Genomic DNA, 21,772 nt, shown 5'->3' with positions numbered 1-21,772 from the left:
ATTTATTTTTTCTTTTGAATAAAAAAAACACCTTGCAAGTGCAAGATGTTAACCTTTAAACATTTCAAATAGAGTTTTGACCATCACACCAGTTCCACGCGCATCGCTAGTATCAGCTGTTCCAGCAATGTCTAAATGAATATATGGTTTATCTTCCACAAATTCACATAGGAAAGCGGCAGCAGTAGAACTTCCAGCAAAACGTGAACTTTCCGCATTAGTTAGATCAGCAATTGGTGTTTTCCGCATTACAGCAGTGTGTTCTTCTAAGATTGGCATTCTTCAAATTCCTTCGTGAGCACTTGCTGCTGCTTTGGCAAATTGATTATATCAATCATCATTATTAGCAAATACTCCAGTTAATCATTTTCCTAATGCAACTAGAATTGCTCCTGTTAAAGTTGATGCTTCAATTAGTTTATTAACATTTAATTTACGAATCGCATAAGTAATACCGTCAGCTAAAACTAATCTTCCTTCTGCGTCAGTATTATCAATTTGAACTGTTTTTCCGTTCATTGAAGTAATAACTGATTCAGTTAAAGTTGCTTTTCCTCCAATTCTGTTTTCAGTTAAGCAAGCAACAGCGACAATGTTTGTTTTAACTTGGGCTTTTGCTAAAGCTAAAACAGTTGAACAAACAATAGCTGCTCCGGACATGTCAAATTTCATTCCAGTTAGAGCATTTGAGGGTTTTAGATTATAACCACCACTATCAAAAGTAATTCCTTTTCCAATTAAACCAATTTTTTCTTTATTGTTATCACCAGTATATTCTAGGACAACAACACGTGGTTCTAAGTAACTACCGGCATTAACAGATAATAGCAACCCCATTTTTTCTTTTTCAATTTCTTTTTTATCTAAAATCGTAACTTTTAAATTTGCTATTCCCTTTGCGGCAATTGAAATTTTTTCAGCAAAAATCTCGGGATACATTAAATTTGGTGGTGTATCTTGTAACATACGGGCAAAATTAACAAATTCTATTTTAATTTTACTTTCGGCAAAAACAGTTGTTGCTTTGTCACAATCATGCATTAAATTAATTGTATAATCTTTCTGTTCTTTTTTTGTTGTTTTTAAGTTATAACTATTATTTAAAGCATATAATGTACCTTCTGTTAATGCTTTAAAGATATGACTATTTGCTTCTGCACCTTTTTTAAAAGTATCAACAGCAATATTTAAATTATATTTTATTGCTCCAATAAATTTTTTAATAAAATCTTCAGCAGTTTTAAAAGTTAATGCTTTTTCGAAATAAACGTAAATTGTTTTTTCGTCTGAGATTAAAGTTGTGATTCCATTTTCCTGAATAACTAGGGTGTTAATGTCGTCTCCTTTAAAGACAGCTTTTAATGTTAAATCTTGTTTTTTATCATTTAATAATACCATTGTAAAATTCTCTCTTTCTATATAGATTATTATATACATAATATTATAACATTATCTAGGATAACGACAAAAATATTTTGTTTTCCGTTATAATATCAGATATAACTTTTATAGAGAGAAGGAAAAATAATGAGGAGAAATGATGCACCAGCACAATACAAATGAAATTTTAAACATTTGTATCAAGATAGTAAAGCATGAAAAACTGATTTAGCAATAATTGTAAAAAAATTAGAAGAAATTATTACTTTTAAAGGTAAGTTAAATGATCCAACAGTTTTTAAAAAATATGTTTTATTAGATGAGGAAATTGATTTAACTGCTAGTAAAATGGGCCAATATTTACATATGGGAGATATTGATACAACTGATTTATCATACCAAGAATTAACTGGAATATATTCAAATACTTTAAATCAAATTTCAAGTCAATTGGCTTTTATTGCTCCAGAGTTAAAAGCAATTGGGGAAGAAACTGTTATGATGTGAATTAAAAATGATGCAGCTCTTAGTTCATATGAATATAGTTATCGAAAATTTTTTAAGAATGCAAAATATATTTTGTCAGAACGGGATGAAGAAGTATTAGCATTAGTTACGCGTTCGCGAGGGGTTGCTTATGATTTATATGATTTATTAGCATATGCAGATAAAAAACCTGTTTTTATTGATTATCATGGCAAAAATATAGAGTTAACAAGTGCTGTTTATAGTGAGATTATGGAAAAATCTGATCCGTTGACTGACCAAGAGTTTCGGATTCAGATTGCCCAATTATTTACTGAGCATTTAACGAACAAAAAACATTCTTTTGCTCGTGTTTATGAAGGAATTATTCAACATAGTGTTGAAGCAGTTAAATTGCGGGGTTATCAAAATACCTTGCAAGCGGCATTAAGTAGTGATGATGTTTCAGAAGAAATTTATGTAAGTTTAATTAAATATGGTCAAAAAAATAGCCATTTGTTTGTTCGCTACAATGAATTATTAAAGAAACATTTTAAATTTAAAAAATTTTATGCAACAGATCGTAGTTTAAAATTAGTAACTAATGTTCCGTCATTAGATAAAAAATATACAGTTGAGGAAGCAAAAATAATGATTCTCGAATCATTGCAACTATTAGGATCGGATTATTTAACTCAGTTAGAAGTAGCATGAAGTGATCATCGAATTGATTACTTTGAAGATACTAATAAGCGTAGTGGGGCTTATTCATCAGGAGGTTCAGGTGTTGATCCAATTATTTTAATGAACTGAGATGATACAATTGGCTCAGTTAATACGTTAGCACATGAAGCAGGACATTCAGTTCATACTTTATTAGCAGATTTAAATAATAAATATCCGTTAAATAATTATCCAATTATTTTAGCAGAAGTTGCCTCAACGGTTAATGAACATTTATTATTTGATTATTTGTATAAAAATGCAACGAGTAGGGAAGAAAAGATTTATTTATTACAAAATCGTATTGATGAAATTATGGCAACTTTTTTCCGTCAAATTCATTTTGCGGATTTTGAATGGACAGCACATAAAATGGTTGAAAATAATGAACCATTAGATGCAGACAAATTAGCTGATCTTTTTGAACAGAAAGCAAATGAATTTGGTTATACTGTTTTTGATAAGTATGATCCAACAAAAAAAACATATGGATGGCCACGAATTTTACATTTCTTTAATTCTCCATATTATGTTTATAAATATGCGACATGTATAGTGGCTTCTTTTAAACTTTATAATGATGTTATTAATGGTCATTCAGAACAATTATTAAAATTCTTAAGACAAGGTGGTCAAAAAGAACCATTACTGATTTTAAAAGATATTGGGATTGATTATACTGATTCAAATGTTTATACAGCTTTGATTACAAAATTAACATCAATGATTGATGATTTAGAACAATTATTAAGCAAGAAATAATTGTTTAAGATTAATAAAAAAAAGAAATATTAAGATATTATAATAATAGTATTAATAATCTATCAGATAATTATTTTAAAATTCAATTCCTTTTCGAGCAGGAACTTTTTGATAAAAATAATGTTTTGTTGTTTGGATATGGCTTACTAAATCGACGGCATTAATTAGGCTGTCGGTAATGTGATGACCTGAAAAGGCCATTTCAATATTGGGGGATTTATTTTTAATGACTTCAATTAATTCTGTTTCAGTAATTAAGCCATTATAAATGCATCCTAATAGCTCATCGACAATGATTAAATCAACCGTTGGATCATTACTTAATTTTTTAAGGTCTTCAAAACCAACACGCATTTCTTTAGATAGGATTGCTTTTTCGTCATCATTCATTTCTCAAAAAAACTTTGTGCTTGATGAATAATAGTTAATTACTTCCAAATTAGGATCAGCTAATTTTTGAAAAAATAAGATTTCACCAGAAATTCGATTCTTTAAAAATCGTAAATATTTAATCTTTCATTGATAACCTAAAGCCCTAATTGTCATGCCATTTAAAATCGATGTTTTTCCTTTTCCGTGGCCATAGTAAATATGGCAGTAACCTTTTTTTTGCATAATTACCTCCTTATGTATAAATATTGTACTAAAAAGTTCTTTCATTTAAATGTTAAATATAAAAAAACACAAAAATAATAACATTGTTTTTTATTTATCTTATGATAAAATTAAATTATCATTTAAAGTATTTAAAAGTCACTTAGAATCAACAATGAAAAAATAATTTTACAAAAATATTAATGTTCAAGAATTTACTATGAAAATTATTTATTAATTATTAATAAGTAACAGAAAGGACAAATATTATGAAAAAGATGTTGTTAACAGCCATTATTATGGCAGCGTCAATAAATGTGCTTCCGTTTAATTATCACATACAACAAAATAGAACTTTAAATAATATAATTATAGCAAAGGAACAAATAGCATTAACAAATGATGATTTAAGTTTATTTCAAACATATATTAATATATTTATGACATTACAAAATTATAACATTAATACTTCTCCGGTTAAAACAGAACTAATTAGTAAAATTGATGAAGTTTTAGAGGCAGGGGATTATAAAAATATTAGCTCTATCACACAATTATATGAATTAAAAAAAGAGTTAATAGCAACGGATGATAAAACAATTTTGATTAATTCATTGCATAAATATAGTAGTGATATTCGTGATAAAGTTAAAAATAATTTGAAGAATATGATTTTAATATTGGAAAAAATTCGTAAAAAAAATCCAGCAGAAATATCACATTTAATTTCAAATTGTAATGCTTTAATTGATCGTATTAGTAATTTTAATCTTGATAATAAAGATAGTATTATTAGTTTCTTATTTGAAGTTATCCAATTTAAAGATGCAGTTATTATTCAATTAACTAATATGATAAATAATTTAATCAATATTGCTAGTGATGATAAATATAATATTATTAAAATTAAATTGGAGCAAATTAAAATTTTACAAAATAATGTTAAGGATTTAAAAGAAGAAATTGCAATTGCTCAAATTGGAATAACGGAACCGAAAGTATATGATTGGCATACATTTCATAGAAAGAGAGAAACTAACTATAATTGGCTAAGATATTATCAGCCAAAATTGGAGAAGATTAGTTTTTCTTATAAGGTTCATATTGGTCAATGTCTTTGGGCATGATGAGTAGATACAAAAGATGGAAAGCATGAAATACATTATAATAATTTGCCAATTTTTTACGACGACCTTAGTGACAATTTTAGTAATAGTTCAATTGAACTTAAATTAGAAAAAAAAGAACAAAATAGTGATGGTTGGTGAGTGCACAAAAATGCAGTTATTAATTTTAAGGTTGGACATGTTTCAGAACAGGCAGTTGGGGGTTTTAATATTTCAAATGTAACTGACATTGGAATTTGAGAAATTCAATATTTAGTAATTAAAAATTTTGAAACACAGTTTCATTTGAATAAAAAATATAGTAAACAGACATTAAAAAATTTGCAAAATAAATTAGGCAAAACATTTGATGATATTAATAAATTAGAAAGTGAAATAAGATTATTAGAAAACTAAAATTTGAAAGAAAGGAATTTTAAAGAGTGGCAAAAATTGAATGCAAAGAATCTTTAATTTTGTCGAAAACTCTTGATATTTATAGAATATATCTAATTTTAGGTATATTTTTAATATATAGAGGTAAATAATTGATGGAAAAAATAATTACAGAATTAAAAAACAGTTTTACAGATGATCAATTTTTAGAATTTGCTGAAAAAATAAAAAAAGAAGCAGAAGTAATCAAAAAACAAAAACGTTTAAATGAAATTGATCAAAAATTTAGAGATAAAGGCATTATATGTCCTGATTGTAAATCTTATCATTGTGTTAAAAATGGTCATAATCCCGAAGGAAAACAAAAATATTTATGTAAAAAATGTCGTGCTAGTTTTGATGCTTTTCGTCATCATTTTACTTATTGAAGTCATTTAAATTATGAACAGTGAAATTTATTAATTCAAATTTCATTATTAGGACAATCTAGTAAAATAATTTCCCGTTTTATTAAAACAACACCAAAAACTGCTTGATATAATCGTCAAAAATTAATGCAATCAAAACAATTAGAAAATACTCAATTAAAATTTAAAAAATTAAATGGTCAAATCCAAATTGATGAAACTTTTATTAAAGAAATCCATAAAGGTAATTTTAAAGATAAATTTGATAAACGAAAAACTCATCTTGATCCATTTTCAACTAATACCAAATGCTGTATTCAAATGGTAGTTGATAGCAATAATAATATTTTTGTTCAATCCACCAATACCAAACGATTACAAAAACAATGAATTATTGAAAATATGAATAAGCAATTAATTAAAGAAAAATCAATAATTATTTCTGACATGCAACCATTATATTTATTAGTAGCAAAACAAACAAATTCTACTCTATATTCTACCAAAACTAGTACAAACCCTGATACTAGTTATCGAAAGTTAAATAAGATTAGTAAATTACAATCCAGTCTTAAAGAAGCCTTAATTCATTATCATGGTTTGGGTTTCACTAATATTCAAAATTATTTAAATCTATGAAAATGAAAATACCAACATAAAGGTTTAACACCAAAACAACAATCAACGGTATTATATTTTAATGTTTAAAAAATTTAAAGCAAAATCATGATCTTAAACAAAATTATTTTTCAAATTGTCATATTGATGATTTTTTTATTTCATCAAGAGTTTTCGACAAAATTAAAGCAAAGAATTATCCTTTAGATATAAACATAAGAAAATTCTTAGTGGTATTAATTTAAATATTGATGATGGACAAATTATTGGGCTAGTTGGACCAAATGGTGCTGGGAAAACCACATTAATTAAGATTATTTTAGGGCTGATTAAAAAAGGTCAGTCCTTAAAATATGATGACTTTTTTATTAATGTAAAAAAGATTGGATTTGCTCCAGCTAATACTACTTTTAATCCTCATACAAATATAAAAGATATCTTATTCTATCAAGCTTTTATCGCTAAGATTAATTATCAAAGAGCAAAGGAATTAATCCCAAAAGTGTTAGATTATTTTGATTTAACGGAGCATGCTCATAAGAGTTTTACTAAATTTTCAAGTGGAATGAAAAAGAAATTCTTATTAGCTTTAAGTTTAATTAATGATCCTGATTTATTAATTTTAGATGAACCAACAGCTAATTTAGATCCCGATAGTAGGAAACAGGTTTACGAATTAATATTTAAATTGCATCAAAGAAATCCTAAAATGACAATTATTATTGCGTCACATATTCTGTCGGAACTAGAATCTTTAATTGAGTATATTATTATTAATAAAAGGTCGTATTTTATATAATAAGAATTTTAATTATGAAAAGGAAAAACTTGAAGACCTATATTATAGCCAAATTGAGAAAGTCCAGAAAGAAAATGTGGAAAAGGAGTTGTTTTTATAGTGAGATTATGATTATTTTTATTTAAAAAAAATTTGAAATCCAAAATAATGTGGCTATGATTAATTTTTGGTATGGCCATAACTTACTGTTTTTTTACATTCTTTTTTTTAAATTTTCAGCAATTCATTGCAAGTGGAGCAGTAACTATTATTATGGTTTTTTTCGAATAATGTATTTTATTTTTGCCCCAATTTTTGTGACGTATTTAATTATTGTTAATTTTAAGGAAGAACTACATAATGGTATTCTTTATTCTTATGTTTTAAATTTTAAATATCGAAGAAATCTAATAATTTTTAAATTATCTTTTTTTTATTTGCTTTAGTATTTTATTTTTTACTATATTATTGTTAGTTCCAAGTATGGTAATTACTATTTTAATTCTAAAAGATAATATGCCAGATTTTAATAATTTTGTTTATTTAAAGTTTTATTTAGTAATTTTATTATATTTAATTTTAATAATTCCAATTATTTTTCTTTTTTGTTTTGTTACATCAAAACTTTTTGCTTTAATTTTTATAACTTTTTTTAGTTTACTTTTAACATCACTATATTGAATTATACCATTAATTCCAAATACGTCTAATTCAAATCCAGTATTTTTAAACAAAGAACAGCCTACTGGTTTTAGATATTCAAATAATTCCACAAGTAATTTAATGTTGGATTTAAGTTATCTAAATATTAATAATTTTTTAGTTTCAAAAAATAAATATTATATAAATTTATTAGAAAGTTTAGAAGAAAATAATCTAAATAAAAATATTAAGGCATTTTATCAATTAAGTAGTTTTGCAGTTGGCTCTCTTTTAATTAATGATAAAAATATAATTGATAAGTTGACCAAAAATGTGAAAAATAAATTAGAATATAGTCAGGAGAATAAAATTTATAATTTTATGTGTTATGAATATGATTCTCAAAAATGCTATTATTTAGCACTAAAATTTAATGTCAATCCGCCTGACCGATATTTATTACCATTGTTTAGGAACGGGTACATTGAAAATAAAAATAAACATAATTCAAAAACATATCTGAAAGTTTTATTAGAGGAATTAATTAATATTTTTAAAGACACAAATGAATTTTCAAAGTTAACTAATTTTTTACAAAAAGGTACAAATATTGATATAAGATTTCTTGAAATATTTAATTTAATTGAAAATCAAAATATTTCCTTTTTTGAATATTATTTTAATTATTTAATTATTAATTATCCAACTTTCTTTAAAAACATAATTGAAATAATTAATGATATTAATTTTGAACAAAATTTAGCAATTTTAGAAACAATAATTAAAAAAAGATTGGGATTAAATATTTCATGAACAAATATTGATATTCCAAAAAATAATAATGTGGTTAAATTCTTTCAAAATTCATTTTTTGTTAATCATCTACATCTTACTTTTAAACAGCTTATTGATCCTTATACTATCTGAATGTTTGGATTACAGGCTTATCCAGATCAAAGGTATTTTTATGTCCACAAAGCAAATGAATATTATTATGAATATAACTTCAAAACAATGGCGCCTAATAATAAAAGAAGTTTAATTGGAACTTTAACAACTTTGTTTATAGCTGATGCTTTTGCAACTTGATTATTATGTTATTTATTTAATCGTTATAAATTTATGGACCGTAGTTAATATATTATGTTAATTCTTAAATTAGATAAAATGAAAATATCACTTTCTAAGTGATATTTTCATTTTAATAGTCATTATGAGGCATATGTTTCATCTTATAAGTTGTTTGTGCCCGAATAATTGCATCATTATCTGCTAATAAAATTGCTTCAGTAATCCGTTTAAACATTGTGAGAGGAACTGTAATCATTATCATATAAGTATTATCTTTATATTCACCATTATAATTATTCGTAATTTTTCATAAAGCATTGTGTGTAAAACCATTTTCTTTTAAACGAGTAATAATAACTTCGGGTTTATCACTAATAATTAGCAATGATGTATTTTTATAACGTGGAAAGACCTTATTTGCCACAATTCCACAAATAATGATTGCCATAAAGGCTGCAAAGAATGGTGCTGAGAAGTAGTAAGTTGCAAAGGAAGGATTTGGGGTTGGTGTTTTGATGGCATAACTCATTGCTCAAGTAATTAACATTAAGATTGTATTAGCAATAATTGAAACGTTACCAACTGGTTTTTTCTTTGTTCGTGAAATATAGTTATTAACAAAATCAGTTCCGCCGGGACAGGCATCCCCAATATATAGGAATCCGAAGGCAATTCCATTTAAGATTGCGGCAATTAAACCAAAGAAAAAGATTCATAAATCATTAATTGCTGGGTCAGTAATTTTATTTAAGTCTTTTAGAAAATGAAAATCATTGGCATTAATATAAGGAATTCCATGATAAGATCCAATACCATTTAAAATAATATGAAACGTTGTTTGTACCACCATAAAAATAATTGTATTGATAGTAAAACGATGGCTTATAAAGATTCAACTAAAAATAATTAAGGGAATGTTATTAATAATATAAAAGACATAATACATTAAATTAGCATTATTAATATTAGCATTATTTAGTGGTGGAAAAATATATTGAGCAAAGATTTTTCCTAATGCTCCAAGTCCTGGTGGTAAAACTTTTGATGGTGATAAGAAATAATCGAAAGCAATTGTACAAATTAAACCGGCTAATACAATATAAATGTAACCTTTTATTTTATTCTTTTTTAGATAGTTTCTAAGTTCTAATGATGTTTCCTGCTTAATTAGTTCTTTTTTATCAATGTTGCGAATCTTTGTAATTCGAACATCATCCGTAAAACCTAATTTATCTTCAATGTTAATTAATTGCTCTTCATAACTAACAATTTTATTAACAAATTGGTGGATCATCTTTTGTTCTTTTGATTTTAATTGTTCTAATTGTAATTTTAATTTAAATTCTTTTGTTTGATCAGGATGAGTTTTTAATCGATTTAATTTAATTAGTAATTGTTGTTGTGCTTGATGGCTTTGTTGAGTATAGTTTTTTAATAATTTTTCTGCTTGCTTAATTTTTTTTTTGATTATTTCATATTCTTCATATTTATCCTTTTTAGTGGTTTTATTTTTCATCTTTTATAGTTCTCCTCTGAAATATATGTTCATTATTATTATATTCCTACTTTAAAAAATTGAAAAAAAATTGAAAAAAAATTGAAAAAATTCTTTAATTTTGTCGAAAACTCTTGATGAAATAAAAAAATCATCAATATGACAATTTGAAAAATAATTTTGTTTAAGATCATGATTTTGCTTTAAATTTTTTAAACATTAAAATATAATACCGTTGATTGTTGTTTTGGTGTTAAACCTTTATGTTGGTATTTTCATTTTCATAGATTTAAATAATTTTGAATATTAGTGAAACCCAAACCATGATAATGAATTAAGGCTTCTTTAAGACTGGATTGTAATTTACTAATCTTATTTAACTTTCGATAACTAGTATCAGGGTTTGTACTAGTTTTGGTAGAATATAGAGTAGAATTTGTTTGTTTGCTACTAATAAATATAATGGTTGCATGTCAGAAATAATTATTGATTTTTCTTTAATTAATTGCTTATTCATATTTTCAATAATTCATTGTTTTTGTAATCGTTTGGTATTGGTGGATTGAACAAAAATATTATTATTGCTATCAACTACCATTTGAATACAGCATTTGGTATTAGTTGAAAATGGATCAAGATGAGTTTTTCGTTTATCAAATTTATCTTTAAAATTACCTTTATGGATTTCTTTAATAAAAGTTTCATCAATTTGGATTTGACCATTTAATTTTTTAAATTTTAATTGAGTATTTTCTAATTGTTTTGATTGCATTAATTTTTGACGATTATATCAAGCAGTTTTTGGTGTTGTTTTAATAAAACGGGAAATTATTTTACTAGATTGTCCTAATAATGAAATTTGAATTAATAAATTTCACTGTTCATAATTTAAATGACTTCAATAAGTAAAATGATGACGAAAAGCATCAAAACTAGCACGACATTTTTTACATAAATATTTTTGTTTTCCTTCGGGATTATGACCATTTTTAACACAATGATAAGATTTACAATCAGGACATATAATGCCTTTATCTCTAAATTTTTGATCAATTTCATTTAAACGTTTTTGTTTTTTGATTACTTCTGCTTCTTTTTTTATTTTTTCAGCAAATTCTAAAAATTGATCATCTGTAAAACTGTTTTTTAATTCTATAATTATTTTTTCCATCAATTATTTACCTCTATATATTAAAAATATACCTAAAATTAGATATATTCTATAAATATCAAGAGTTTTCGACAAAATTAAAGAAAAAATTTAACTTTTAAAGTTATTTAGTGTAAGATATAAATAATAATTTTGAAGAAAATTAGAATTATGTATAATAAGTATGAACAAAAAGATAGGATTAGATAGCTATGAATATAACAAATATAACAGAAGATAATAATGATCCAAATGCACATTTGCTAACTTCAGAAGAAACAAAAAATGATTTAAATCTGATTCGGTCAAAACGCCGAATTATTTTAGGGATTTTGTATGGTTTAATTTCAGCGGTTGGATATTCATTTGTACCATTAATGTTATATATGATTCCAGAGAAAGGTTCTTATGGGAACTTAGCTTTACCAATTAATGCAACTTTTTATGTTACATTCCAAGAAGTAATGGCTATGTTTGTAATGTTTATTTTTTATAAACCAAAGAATTTTATTAATTATTTTAAATTGCTTCGTCATAAAGAAACATGATTAATTATTTTATATGGATTTTTAGGGGGACCTTTTGCAATGGTTTTCTTTCAGTTATCGGTGTTATTAACAATTAATGCCGCTGGTCAAACTGATGGAACAGTGCCAGGGTTATTATTAAACTTAAATGTTATTTTAGCTGGGATTGGATGTGCAATTTTCTTTCGTGCTCGACAAAGTAAATATACTTGAACGGCATTGATAATTTCCACTTGTTTAATTGTAGGAATGTCAATTCATTTTGCTATTAATGAAGGTTTAACTTGAACATCAATTGGCGGAATGTGTTTAGCTTTAATAACAGCTGCTTTATACGCAATGGAAGCGTTAGGAATGTCACACTTAATGAATTCATCAAAAATTAATTTTACTAATCATGAAACTGTTTCAATTAAAACAGGTTCTTCAGCCTTTATAATGTTATTATTAGGAACGCCAATTGCTGCTGTTGCTTCACATCAAAATTTTATTGAAGGTTACAAAGTATTTTCTAATTTTCAATATTATGAATATGCTTTAATTTTTATTTTTGGTGGAATTATTATGGGTAGTGGAAGGATGCTATATTATGCTTGTTTAGCAATGTCAGGTCCAACTTATACAACGTCGACACAATTATTAATGTTCTTTTGAAGTCCAATTTGACAATATGTCTTTATTGCAGCTAATGTTCCAAATGAAATTTTAGAACCAACTTGATACTACTGAGTATATGTTATTCCAATTGTTTTTTGTACTTTTGTTATTTCTAGTAATGAGTTTCTGATGTATGCCGGCAAGGTGGGATGAAGGCGGGCCTTTCGTGAATTATTTGGAAAAATTCCAAAACAAGACAAATTAAAACCTTAATAAAAATAAAAATGTAAAAGAACTTACATTTTTATTTTTGCAATTATGTGATTTAATATTAATAGCAAGCAAAGGAATGAACAATGGAAACAAATAGCCTTTTATTTTTAAGAGCGGTTCAGTTAGCTGTGATTGCGGCGCATGAATTAGTTGGTAAGAATGACAAAAATATGCTAGATCAAAAAGCGGTTGATATCATTAATAAGTTATTAATAAATAATGATGTTAAAGCGAAAATTGCAATTGGAGAAGGAGAACTTGATGCGGCACCAATGTTATATCAGGGGCAAACTTTTTCTCACCAGCAAGCAATTATAATTGATATTGCTGTTGACCCAATTGAAGGAACCGTTCCAGCCAGTAAGAATGAACCTGGTTCAATTTCATGTATTGCTATAGCTAAACTTGATACGATGTTACAAATCCCAGAGATGTATATGGAAAAATTGTTTTTGTCAAAAGAACTAGGAGCAGTAATTGATTTTTCACAGCCAATCGAAAATATATTAGAAACTTTATTAGCAATTAAAAAAAATTTATCATGTATTATTCTAAACAAACCTCGTCATCAAATAATTATTAAGACAATGCAAAAATTAGGAATTAAGGTCAAATTAATTAATGAAGGTGATGTTTTAGGCGCAATTGATGTTGTATTAAAACAAGCTGATTTTTTGTATGGTATTGGTGGGGCCCCCGAAGGTGTTTTAATGGGAGCACTAGCAATTGCAACTAATTATAAAATGTTTGCACGTTTAACAGCATATGATCAAGTTTGACCAAATGAAATGGAAACTAAAGTCCGGATGGAGATTGAGCAACGAGCTTTAGCACATAAAAAAATTAATTATGATACAGTTTTTACTGAACGAGATTTAGTTACTGATGAAGAAACAATGTTCTTTGCAGCTAGTTTAACTGGGGGAACTATTTTAAAACCATTACAAATTATTGCCAATCAGTATGTTGTTCATTCTTTTATCGGCTATAATAATATTTATCATCAAATTATTTCAAAATATCCAATAACAAATGATGCTGAGGATTTATTGAACCAATATAGTAAGTAATTTAGAGGAGGTTAGTAAGATGCCATTTCGATTAGAAAAAATAGCATTTGGGACTTTATTTTTAAAAAAAGAAGAAGCGATTATTGATGCTTTACAAAATGGTTATAAAATTATTGATACGGCAAAAGTTTATCAAAATGAAGAAATGGTTGGCCGTGCAATTAAAAAATATTTAAGTAGTAATAAAGCAAAACGAGAAGATATTATTATTGAGACAAAAATTTGATGTGATGATATTGAGACGGAAAATACTGCAAATGCGGTCTTGAATGCTTTAAAACGATTAGATGTTAATTATTTAGATATTGTTTTAATTCATCGCCCAAATCTGAATTTTCAAAAAACAATTAAAGCTTATAGTACGTTATTGCAATGTAAAGCACAGGGTTTAATTAATGTTGTTGGTGTGAGTAATTTTGATAAAGATATGATTGAAATATTATTTCAAGAAACTGGAATTTATCCTAATATTAATCAAATTGAATTTAATCCGTTTAATCAGCGTTGAGATCGTGTCCAATATTGCCAAAATAAGAATATTTTGGTACAAGGATATTCACCAATCACAAAAGTTTTTGAGAACCAGATTTTAATTGCCGAAGCAAAAAAATATAATTGTACTGTTGCTCAATTAGTTTTAGCTTGAATCAAATATTTTAGTATTCAACCAATTGTGAAGGCACAAACACTACAACATATTAAAGAAAATAATAATTTTGAAAAAATTAAATTAACAAAAAAGACAATTGAATTGTTAAAAAATTTAAATATGTATGACAATGTTTATGCTGAAACATTTGATGGAATTTAAAATAAACTTTATATTAAAAAATAATGGTATTATTTTTCTTTTTAGGTAATTATTGGGGTAATTAAAGTGTTATTGTTAAAGAATGTTATAATATTACCATAATAGTAATATCTTATTGGAGGGATATACATGGCAGAAAAAACAATGGCTGAAATTTTAGCGATAGCTAAAAAAGCAAAGGCAGCAATTGAGGGAGAACAATACGCAACTGAAGGAGAATATTTTGACCCTAGTAATTTGACTTTAGAACAAAAATTAAAATTACGGAAAGCGGAAAATAATGCGAATGATCCAAATTATCAGATTTGATTACAAATTAATCAAGAAAAACGAACTTCTGGTTGAATTAAGATTGATAAAAAGAAAATTAAAGATCTAACAGAAGAAGATGAAGATAATAGTTAATATTTTTCTTAATTTAAAAATAGTTTTTTGTTTCCAAGTGCTACAATCAAAATGGTTATTAGAAGGCCCTAATAACCACTATCATCTTGTTTATATTAATGTTTTAACATCCGTTTATTTCGGATGTTTTTTTATTTTTTATAAGTTAATTTATTAAAATTTTGCAAAAATTATTTAGGGCCTGAAAACTAAAATGGGAATAAAACTATTATTTGCTAAATAACATAATTAATAATTTATTATATTAACGTATTCTTACTAAATTATTCTTCAGCAAAAGGATATCTTTAATATGAGGAAAGAACTTTTAGAAAGACAGCTTTTTGATTATGGGAATATTTAGATACCGGCTGATTTGAGGAATTAATTTATTTTATGGTTTTTTTGATGGTATTCGTAGTCTTCTTTTATTAATAACAATAAATAAAATTATTTATAATAAGTCACTGACTATTTTTAACAAGCAACAAATTAATTTCAATCCAACATTTTTTGTGCAATATAATTGATAAATTTTTATTTTACTATTTTAAATTTATTTTTTTGGTAAAGTTTAATTAAGTAAAACATTTTTTTAATTAAGTAAAATAATTTCCTATAACAATAATATATGTATCAATAAAAAATTAGATCTGGTGCAAGTTATCTTTTTATTAATAATTGCCAAACTCAGGATATCAAATTATTATAATTCTTTTTAGATATTAAATCTTATCATCTCTGGTTGGGTGGGGTCGGGATTAAATAGGAAGGAACATAGTAAAATGAAAAAGTTGATTTTGATGGCAACTGCGTTAAGTATGGCCGGGGTCTTCATTTTTTCTGCAATTGTTTCAAAGAATAAATCGAATATAACTGATATTTTTCGAGCTGGACAAGGGAAAAATATATTAAAAGATATTCGAATTGGTACAATAAGTATAAATATACAAAGATCAAAAAGATATCTAGAATTGTTATTTAAAGCAGTTTTAGTAGTATTAGAAAGACAAAATGTAATTCAACAATTAGAAAATTCTGGTGCGAATAGAGCACTTTTTGCAATAAATCCAACCTATCAAAATGATGATACAAGCTACTTTATTGTTCCTATGACTATGTATGGTCAACAATTTAGACTTGTTTTTAGAATAAGAGATTTTTATCTCCAAGGAGTTGTTAATTATCCGCATGGGGAATATGTTTATAATTATTTTCCTGATGCAACAATTCAAAGTTTAGATGAACAAGACGATGTTAACAAAAATCAAAAAATAACGGTTGTACGTTCATCTAATTATAATGATTTGATGGGTGATGGTATGGAGATGATAAATTTTGATTGATCACATGACATTTTCGCATCATTTTGAAATGTTGCAAATGTTAACATATTTGCTAATTCATCTATTCGACCACGGGATTTTGGCCGCGTTATTGTTGCTACAGCTGAAGTTATGCGTTTTAGATCAGTACGAACAATGATTGGAAGTTTAGATGAGGGAGCTGATTTGACTTGAAGTGATTTTGAACCAATAGTAAGAAATTGGTCAAATTGAACGAATAATGCAATTGAATGAAAAAAAATTCAAAATTTAATAATTTAAAAGATTGACCGCTTACCGACCAAATTCTTATTTTTAGCATTCTTATAAGTGAATCTATAGGACTTTGTTCTAAACCACAATTTCATAGTATAATTAATTCTTCAAACTCAAATAAGAATATTTGCTTAAATAGTGAAGCAATTTCTAATGATATTTTTTATCATTGGTATGGCCGTTATACGCATTGAACTACTGATAGTTCAATTGTACGGGAGGCTTTTAATTGAAAAAAATATGAGCCGACTTGAAAACAATTTTCTGATAAATATCGATTTTTTATGATAAACAGTTTTTTAAATGCTAAGATAGAATCGTATAGTGAACAATATGGTTCGGATTTTTTGGGTTGAACGGCAATGATAGGTTTGAAAAATAAACCGTTTAATATAGTAGTTAACTATTTTTATTCAAGTGAATTTTATACAGCTTTAGCACTGAAACTATGACTTGATGGTGATAATATTTATTGAAAATGAGAAGCATATTTCAGAGGAAGAGCGACAAATAGTATACAAATAAAATTAAACTATATTATATTTTACAAAAATTTATAAATTTTATTTATAATTTATTTCTTTAATTTTGTCGAAAACTCTTGATATTTATAGAATATATCTAATTTTAGGTATATTTTTAATATATAGAGGTAAATAATTGATGGAAAAAAATAATTACAGAATTAAAAAACAGTTTTACAGATGATCAATTTTTAGAATTTGCTGAAAAAATAAAAAAAGAAGCAGAAGTAATCAAAAAACAAAAACGTTTAAATGAAATTGATCAAAAATTTAGAGATAAAGGCATTATATGTCCTGATTGTAAATCTTATCATTGTGTTAAAAATGGTCATAATCCCGAAGGAAAACAAAAATATTTATGTAAAAAATGTCGTGCTAGTTTTGATGCTTTTCGTCATCATTTTACTTATTGAAGTCATTTAAATTATGAACAGTGAAATTTATTAATTCAAATTTCATTATTAGGACAATCTAGTAAAATAATTTCCCGTTTTATTAAAACAACACCAAAAACTGCTTGATATAATCGTCAAAAATTAATGCAATCAAAACAATTAGAAAATACTCAATTAAAATTTAAAAAATTAAATGGTCAAATCCAAATTGATGAAACTTTTATTAAAGAAATCCATAAAGGTAATTTTAAAGATAAATTTGATAAACGAAAAACTCATCTTGATCCATTTTCAACTAATACCAAATGCTGTATTCAAATGGTAGTTGATAGCAATAATAATATTTTTGTTCAATCCACCAATACCAAACGATTACAAAAACAATGAATTATTGAAAATATGAATAAGCAATTAATTAAAGAAAAATCAATAATTATTTCTGACATGCAACCATTATATTTATTAGTAGCAAAACAAACAAATTCTACTCTATATTCTACCAAAACTAGTACAAACCCTGATACTAGTTATCGAAAGTTAAATAAGATTAGTAAATTACAATCCAGTCTTAAAGAAGCCTTAATTCATTATCATGGTTTGGGTTTCACTAATATTCAAAATTATTTAAATCTATGAAAATGAAAATACCAACATAAAGGTTTAACACCAAAACAACAATCAACGGTATTATATTTTAATGTTTAAAAAATTTAAAGCAAAATCATGATCTTAAACAAAATTATTTTTCAAATTGTCATATTGATGATTTTTTTATTTCATCAAGAGTTTTCGACAAAATTAAAGATTTATTTTAAAATTAGAAAGGAAAATATATTATGAAATTTTTATTAGTTAGTTTGGCAGCAATTACAATCGGAAGTACTGTCGGAAATATAATTTATGAGAATAAAAATTATAATAATATTCAAGAATCAAATCAGTGGATTATTAAAAATGATATTGATTATGAATGAGAGGGGTATTATGGTTCAATTACAACCGCAACTAGTGATTCGTCAATGCGACGTGTAGCTTTTAATTGAAAAAAATATGCATCTAGTTGGGACGAATTTGCTATTAAATATCCATATTTTGCAGCAGATTTAGTAATTTCTGCTGGCTTGAGTGGAGTTGTAGCAAGTAGTAGTGGGAATATTCATTTGGCATGAACTAAAAAATTAGATGATAATAGAAGTTATTCTGTCCAATTTGGGGTAAATGCATTTGATTCAAGTATTATCTATGCATCATTAATAGTAAAATTATGAACTATTGATGATAATATTCATTGAGCATGAAATGCATATTTTAAAGGACGTGTCAATATTGGTATATATATTAAGTTTAAAGCCATTGCATTTTACAAATTTTATAATTATGAATAGAAACTTAATTTTAACCTCAATAAAGAAAAAAATTATATTTAAAATTAATTATTCTTTTTATTTAAATAAGGAAATAAATTTAGAATAAAAATTCAATAATAACAAAAAACAGAATTTATAAGAAAAGTCTGTTTTTTGTTTACTTTAGATCGTAGGAAGGATGTGACGGAATAAAATAAGTGTTTGCTGAGAATAATCCAGCAAAATAGGCATAAATTTAATAAAAATTAACAAGACTGAAGAAATTCGGTCTTTTTTTGTTGCAAAGTGCATATATATAAATCTTGGGTTTAATTAGGTTGGGCCTCTTTCTAAAATGATTTACTAAATTAACTACTTAAATAATAATTTCTAACTTTGATTAAATTCAAGATTTATATATATGCACAAACTTTGAGAAAGAGGTTAATTTAATATGACAAGAAGAGAATTTTTATTGGAATTACGTTTAACATGTGAATTCTATTGTAAAAAACATAATCACGATATGAAATATTTTGAAGAAACATTAGGAACTTTAATTTGTTTCGATTGTGCTGCTGAAGAAGCACCAAAATATTTTGAATATGACATTGAAGATCAGCAATTTGAAAAAACTGAAGAGTTTTTAAATGATTTGGGTTTTATTGATTTATCAGAAGTATCAAATTAAAAATATAACTTATTATTTCTAATTTAGGCGTTTTAGAAATAATGTAATTTTTAACGCCTCCATTTTGAGAGGAGTAAGCAAAGTGTTTAAAATAATTGAACCAAATTCTAGAGAATATAGATTAAAAAATATTATTACCCTTACTGAATTGGGTGATACTGCCAATCTTCGCTTTACACTGGATAGGTTAAGATAAATTGGACAACAATAATGTAGAGTAAATATTTATAATTAAATTATAATGGAGGTGTAATTATGGCAAAGAATCATTATACCGATGAATTTAAGCAACAAATTGTTGGTCTTTACAAAATGGGTCAAACTCCTGAACAATTAGCCAATGATTACCAAATTGGTAAATCTACTGTTTGGAAATGAGCTCACCAATTTAGTAACTCGGACTCATTTAAAGCTAAAGACAATAGAACGCCAGAAGAAAACGAATTAATTCAATTACGTAAAAAAGTTAAACAATTAGAAATGGAAAATGACATTTTAAAGCAAGCAACACTGATAATCGGCAAAAAATAGCAATCATTAAAAATAACAAAGCAAAATATCCAATTATTAATTTATGTAAAACATTGAAATTGGCTAGATCAACATATTACTATCAATTAAAAGCAAATAATCCCAAGAATAATCAAAACATTGATAATGCTGTTATCAGTATTTTTCTAAAAAGTCGTAAAAATTATGGAACAAGAAAAATTAAAATCATGCTAGCTCAGCAAAATATTATATTATCTCGTGTAAAGATTAGTAAAATAATGAGAAAATATAACTTAATTTCAAATTATACAAAAATCAAATACAAACATTCAAATACAAGCAATGTTACATATAAATATAATAATTTATTAAATCAAGAATTTAATAATTATAAACTACATGAAGTTGTTGTCAGTGATTTAACATATGTTTTTATTAATAATAAATGATATTATGTTTGCTTTCTAATTGATTTATTTAATCGTGAAATTATTAGTTATGATGTTAGTTTACACAAAAATGCAAAATTAGTTAAAAATACCTTTAATAAACTTAACTTTACATTAAATGATATTAAAATATTTCACACTGATCAAGGTAGTGAATTTAACAACAATCTTATTTATAACTTTTTAACTAAAAATAACATTCAAAAGTCTTACAGTAAACCAGGTTGTCCTTATGACAATGCTGTTGCGGAATCAACATACAAAATTTTTAAAACTGAATTTATTAAAAATAATAAATTTAAAAACATTGAGCAGTTTAAATTAAAATTATTTGATTACATTAATTGGTACAATAATATTCGAATTCATAGCAAACTAAATTATTTAACACCAGTAAAATACAGAAATTATTACTCTACATAAAATTTGTCCAAAAAACCCTTGCCATTCCAATATATAAATTTTTTAGATTGGAAAGATAATATGGATTCAAAATTGATTGGAACAATTGCGGGCGTTGGCGGCGCTATTCTTGTAGCTATAATAACATTAATTGGAACTATTATTAGTTCAAATAAGTCAATAAGCAAGAAAAATAGTGATCAACATTCAACACAAAACATAGAACATACAAAAATTCTAGAAAAACAAGAATCATATGTAAAAACAATTGATAGTACTAGAACAAAAGTTGAAAAATATTAATACAATGTTATCTGTTTTAAAAGAAAGAGATGATTTTAAAAACTCATTAATTTCAACAGATGTCTCTAAAAGTTTAACTGCAGTTATAAATACTTTTGGTGAACAATCATTGAAAATTTCTGAATTAAAAAAGGATAATGTTGTATTAAAACTAAAATAGAAGAATTAAAAAAATCAAATAAGATTTTGGAAGAACAAAATAATAAATTAGAGTTAAAAATAAAAGAATTAGATAAAGCACCATCTTTAACAAGATAAAAAAGATTTTTTTAAAGTTAGAAATTAGTGTTATACTTATATTTTAGAAGATGCTTCTACAA

Annotated in this window: 22 protein-coding genes and 1 pseudogene; 19 read left to right on the top strand and 4 right to left on the bottom strand. The window is 25.5% G+C overall.

The window, feature by feature from the left end:
• Window positions 1-48: 48 nt before the first annotated feature.
• Window positions 49-1,398, bottom strand: coding sequence for a M17 family metallopeptidase (locus ACQH24_RS06635; RefSeq protein WP_425379798.1), 1,350 nt, complete (start codon window positions 1,396-1,398; stop codon window positions 49-51).
• Window positions 1,399-1,527: 129 nt separating this feature from the next.
• On the opposite strand from ACQH24_RS06635, the gene pepF reads away from it, so the two are divergent.
• A complete protein-coding gene (gene pepF, locus ACQH24_RS06630) occupies window positions 1,528-3,330 on the top strand; it encodes an oligoendopeptidase F (RefSeq protein WP_425379797.1) in 1,803 nt (600 codons plus the stop codon).
• A gap of 75 nt (window positions 3,331-3,405) precedes the next feature.
• Here pepF and ACQH24_RS06625 read toward each other — a convergent pair whose 3' ends face one another.
• Window positions 3,406-3,945 (bottom strand): cob(I)yrinic acid a,c-diamide adenosyltransferase, encoded by a 540-nt coding sequence (locus ACQH24_RS06625; RefSeq protein ID WP_425379796.1) that lies wholly within the window; start codon window positions 3,943-3,945, stop codon window positions 3,406-3,408.
• 248 nt (window positions 3,946-4,193) lie between these two features.
• Between ACQH24_RS06625 and ACQH24_RS06620 the strand changes: the two genes are divergently transcribed.
• The 4 genes from ACQH24_RS06620 (at window position 4,194) to ACQH24_RS06605 (ending at window position 9,008) form a co-directional block, all read left to right on the top strand.
• Window positions 4,194-5,447, top strand: coding sequence for a hypothetical protein (locus ACQH24_RS06620; RefSeq protein ID WP_425379795.1), 1,254 nt, complete (start codon window positions 4,194-4,196; stop codon window positions 5,445-5,447).
• A gap of 134 nt (window positions 5,448-5,581) precedes the next feature.
• A complete protein-coding gene (locus ACQH24_RS06615) occupies window positions 5,582-6,541 on the top strand; it encodes a transposase (protein ID WP_425379371.1) in 960 nt (319 codons plus the stop codon).
• A gap of 106 nt (window positions 6,542-6,647) precedes the next feature.
• The gene (locus ACQH24_RS06610) at window positions 6,648-7,250 is read left to right on the top strand and encodes an ABC transporter ATP-binding protein (RefSeq protein ID WP_425380706.1); all 603 of its coding nucleotides are present in this window, start codon (window positions 6,648-6,650) and stop codon (window positions 7,248-7,250) included.
• A 447-nt stretch (window positions 7,251-7,697) separates the two neighbouring features.
• Window positions 7,698-9,008, top strand: coding sequence for a hypothetical protein (locus ACQH24_RS06605; protein ID WP_425379794.1), 1,311 nt, complete (start codon window positions 7,698-7,700; stop codon window positions 9,006-9,008).
• A 64-nt stretch (window positions 9,009-9,072) separates the two neighbouring features.
• Here the strand turns inward: ACQH24_RS06605 and ACQH24_RS06600 are convergent, their stop codons facing one another.
• Complete coding sequence (locus ACQH24_RS06600) at window positions 9,073-10,458, bottom strand: YitT family protein (RefSeq protein ID WP_425379793.1); 1,386 nt, start codon at window positions 10,456-10,458, stop codon at window positions 9,073-9,075.
• Window positions 10,459-10,813: 355 nt separating this feature from the next.
• On the bottom strand, window positions 10,814-11,608 hold the full coding sequence (locus ACQH24_RS06595) for a transposase (protein WP_425379792.1): 795 nt from the start codon (window positions 11,606-11,608) through the stop codon (window positions 10,814-10,816).
• Window positions 11,609-11,799: 191 nt separating this feature from the next.
• Here ACQH24_RS06595 and ACQH24_RS06590 point away from each other — a divergent pair, with 191 nt between their 5' ends.
• The 14 genes and pseudogenes from ACQH24_RS06590 (at window position 11,800) to ACQH24_RS06525 (ending at window position 21,612) form a co-directional block, all read left to right on the top strand.
• The gene (locus ACQH24_RS06590) at window positions 11,800-12,984 is read left to right on the top strand and encodes a hypothetical protein (RefSeq protein WP_425379791.1); all 1,185 of its coding nucleotides are present in this window, start codon (window positions 11,800-11,802) and stop codon (window positions 12,982-12,984) included.
• Between the two features lie 83 nt (window positions 12,985-13,067).
• Window positions 13,068-14,054, top strand: a complete 987-nt coding sequence (locus ACQH24_RS06585) for a fructose-bisphosphatase class II (RefSeq protein ID WP_425379790.1) — start codon at window positions 13,068-13,070, stop codon at window positions 14,052-14,054.
• Window positions 14,055-14,073: 19 nt separating this feature from the next.
• Entirely contained in the window at window positions 14,074-14,865 is a 792-nt protein-coding gene (locus ACQH24_RS06580; protein WP_425379789.1) for an aldo/keto reductase family protein, read from the top strand.
• A 129-nt stretch (window positions 14,866-14,994) separates the two neighbouring features.
• On the top strand, window positions 14,995-15,270 hold the full coding sequence (locus tag ACQH24_RS06575; RefSeq protein WP_425379788.1) for a hypothetical protein: 276 nt from the start codon (window positions 14,995-14,997) through the stop codon (window positions 15,268-15,270).
• Window positions 15,271-16,034: 764 nt separating this feature from the next.
• Window positions 16,035-16,856: a hypothetical protein gene (locus ACQH24_RS06570; RefSeq protein WP_425379787.1), complete on the top strand. Its 822-nt coding sequence runs from the start codon at window positions 16,035-16,037 to the stop codon at window positions 16,854-16,856.
• Window positions 16,826-17,410, top strand: coding sequence for a hypothetical protein (locus ACQH24_RS06565; RefSeq protein WP_425379786.1), 585 nt, complete (start codon window positions 16,826-16,828; stop codon window positions 17,408-17,410). The genes ACQH24_RS06570 and ACQH24_RS06565 overlap by 31 nt, the downstream gene beginning before the upstream one ends.
• 86 nt (window positions 17,411-17,496) lie before the next feature.
• Window positions 17,497-17,715 (top strand): annotated as a pseudogene (locus ACQH24_RS06560) (hypothetical protein); the annotation flags it as partial.
• Window positions 17,716-17,913: 198 nt separating this feature from the next.
• Window positions 17,914-18,474: a transposase gene (locus ACQH24_RS06555; protein ID WP_425379785.1), complete on the top strand. Its 561-nt coding sequence runs from the start codon at window positions 17,914-17,916 to the stop codon at window positions 18,472-18,474.
• A 131-nt stretch (window positions 18,475-18,605) separates the two neighbouring features.
• Window positions 18,606-19,154 carry a hypothetical protein gene (locus ACQH24_RS06550; RefSeq protein WP_425379784.1) on the top strand — a complete coding sequence of 183 codons (549 nt, stop codon included), beginning with the start codon at window positions 18,606-18,608 and terminating at the stop codon, window positions 19,152-19,154.
• Window positions 19,155-19,569: 415 nt separating this feature from the next.
• Window positions 19,570-19,806 (top strand): hypothetical protein, encoded by a 237-nt coding sequence (locus tag ACQH24_RS06545; protein ID WP_425379783.1) that lies wholly within the window; start codon window positions 19,570-19,572, stop codon window positions 19,804-19,806.
• Between the two features lie 255 nt (window positions 19,807-20,061).
• Window positions 20,062-20,337 carry a transposase gene (locus tag ACQH24_RS06540; RefSeq protein WP_425379385.1) on the top strand — a complete coding sequence of 92 codons (276 nt, stop codon included), beginning with the start codon at window positions 20,062-20,064 and terminating at the stop codon, window positions 20,335-20,337.
• Entirely contained in the window at window positions 20,280-21,170 is an 891-nt protein-coding gene (locus tag ACQH24_RS06535; protein ID WP_425380681.1) for an IS3 family transposase, read from the top strand. The genes ACQH24_RS06540 and ACQH24_RS06535 overlap by 58 nt, the downstream gene beginning before the upstream one ends.
• A 60-nt stretch (window positions 21,171-21,230) precedes the next feature.
• Window positions 21,231-21,452, top strand: coding sequence for a hypothetical protein (locus tag ACQH24_RS06530; RefSeq protein WP_425379782.1), 222 nt, complete (start codon window positions 21,231-21,233; stop codon window positions 21,450-21,452).
• Complete coding sequence (locus ACQH24_RS06525) at window positions 21,439-21,612, top strand: hypothetical protein (protein WP_425379781.1); 174 nt, start codon at window positions 21,439-21,441, stop codon at window positions 21,610-21,612. Before ACQH24_RS06530 ends, ACQH24_RS06525 begins: the two co-directional genes overlap by 14 nt.
• The last annotated feature ends 160 nt before the right edge of the window (window positions 21,613-21,772 follow it).

This window comes from Spiroplasma endosymbiont of Stenodema calcarata (genome assembly GCF_964031205.1).
Taxonomy (GTDB): domain Bacteria; phylum Bacillota_I; class Bacilli_A; order Mycoplasmatales; family Mycoplasmataceae; genus Spiroplasma.
The sequence above is the reverse complement of the archived record's forward strand: the minus strand, read 5'-3'. Positions and strand labels throughout refer to the sequence as shown.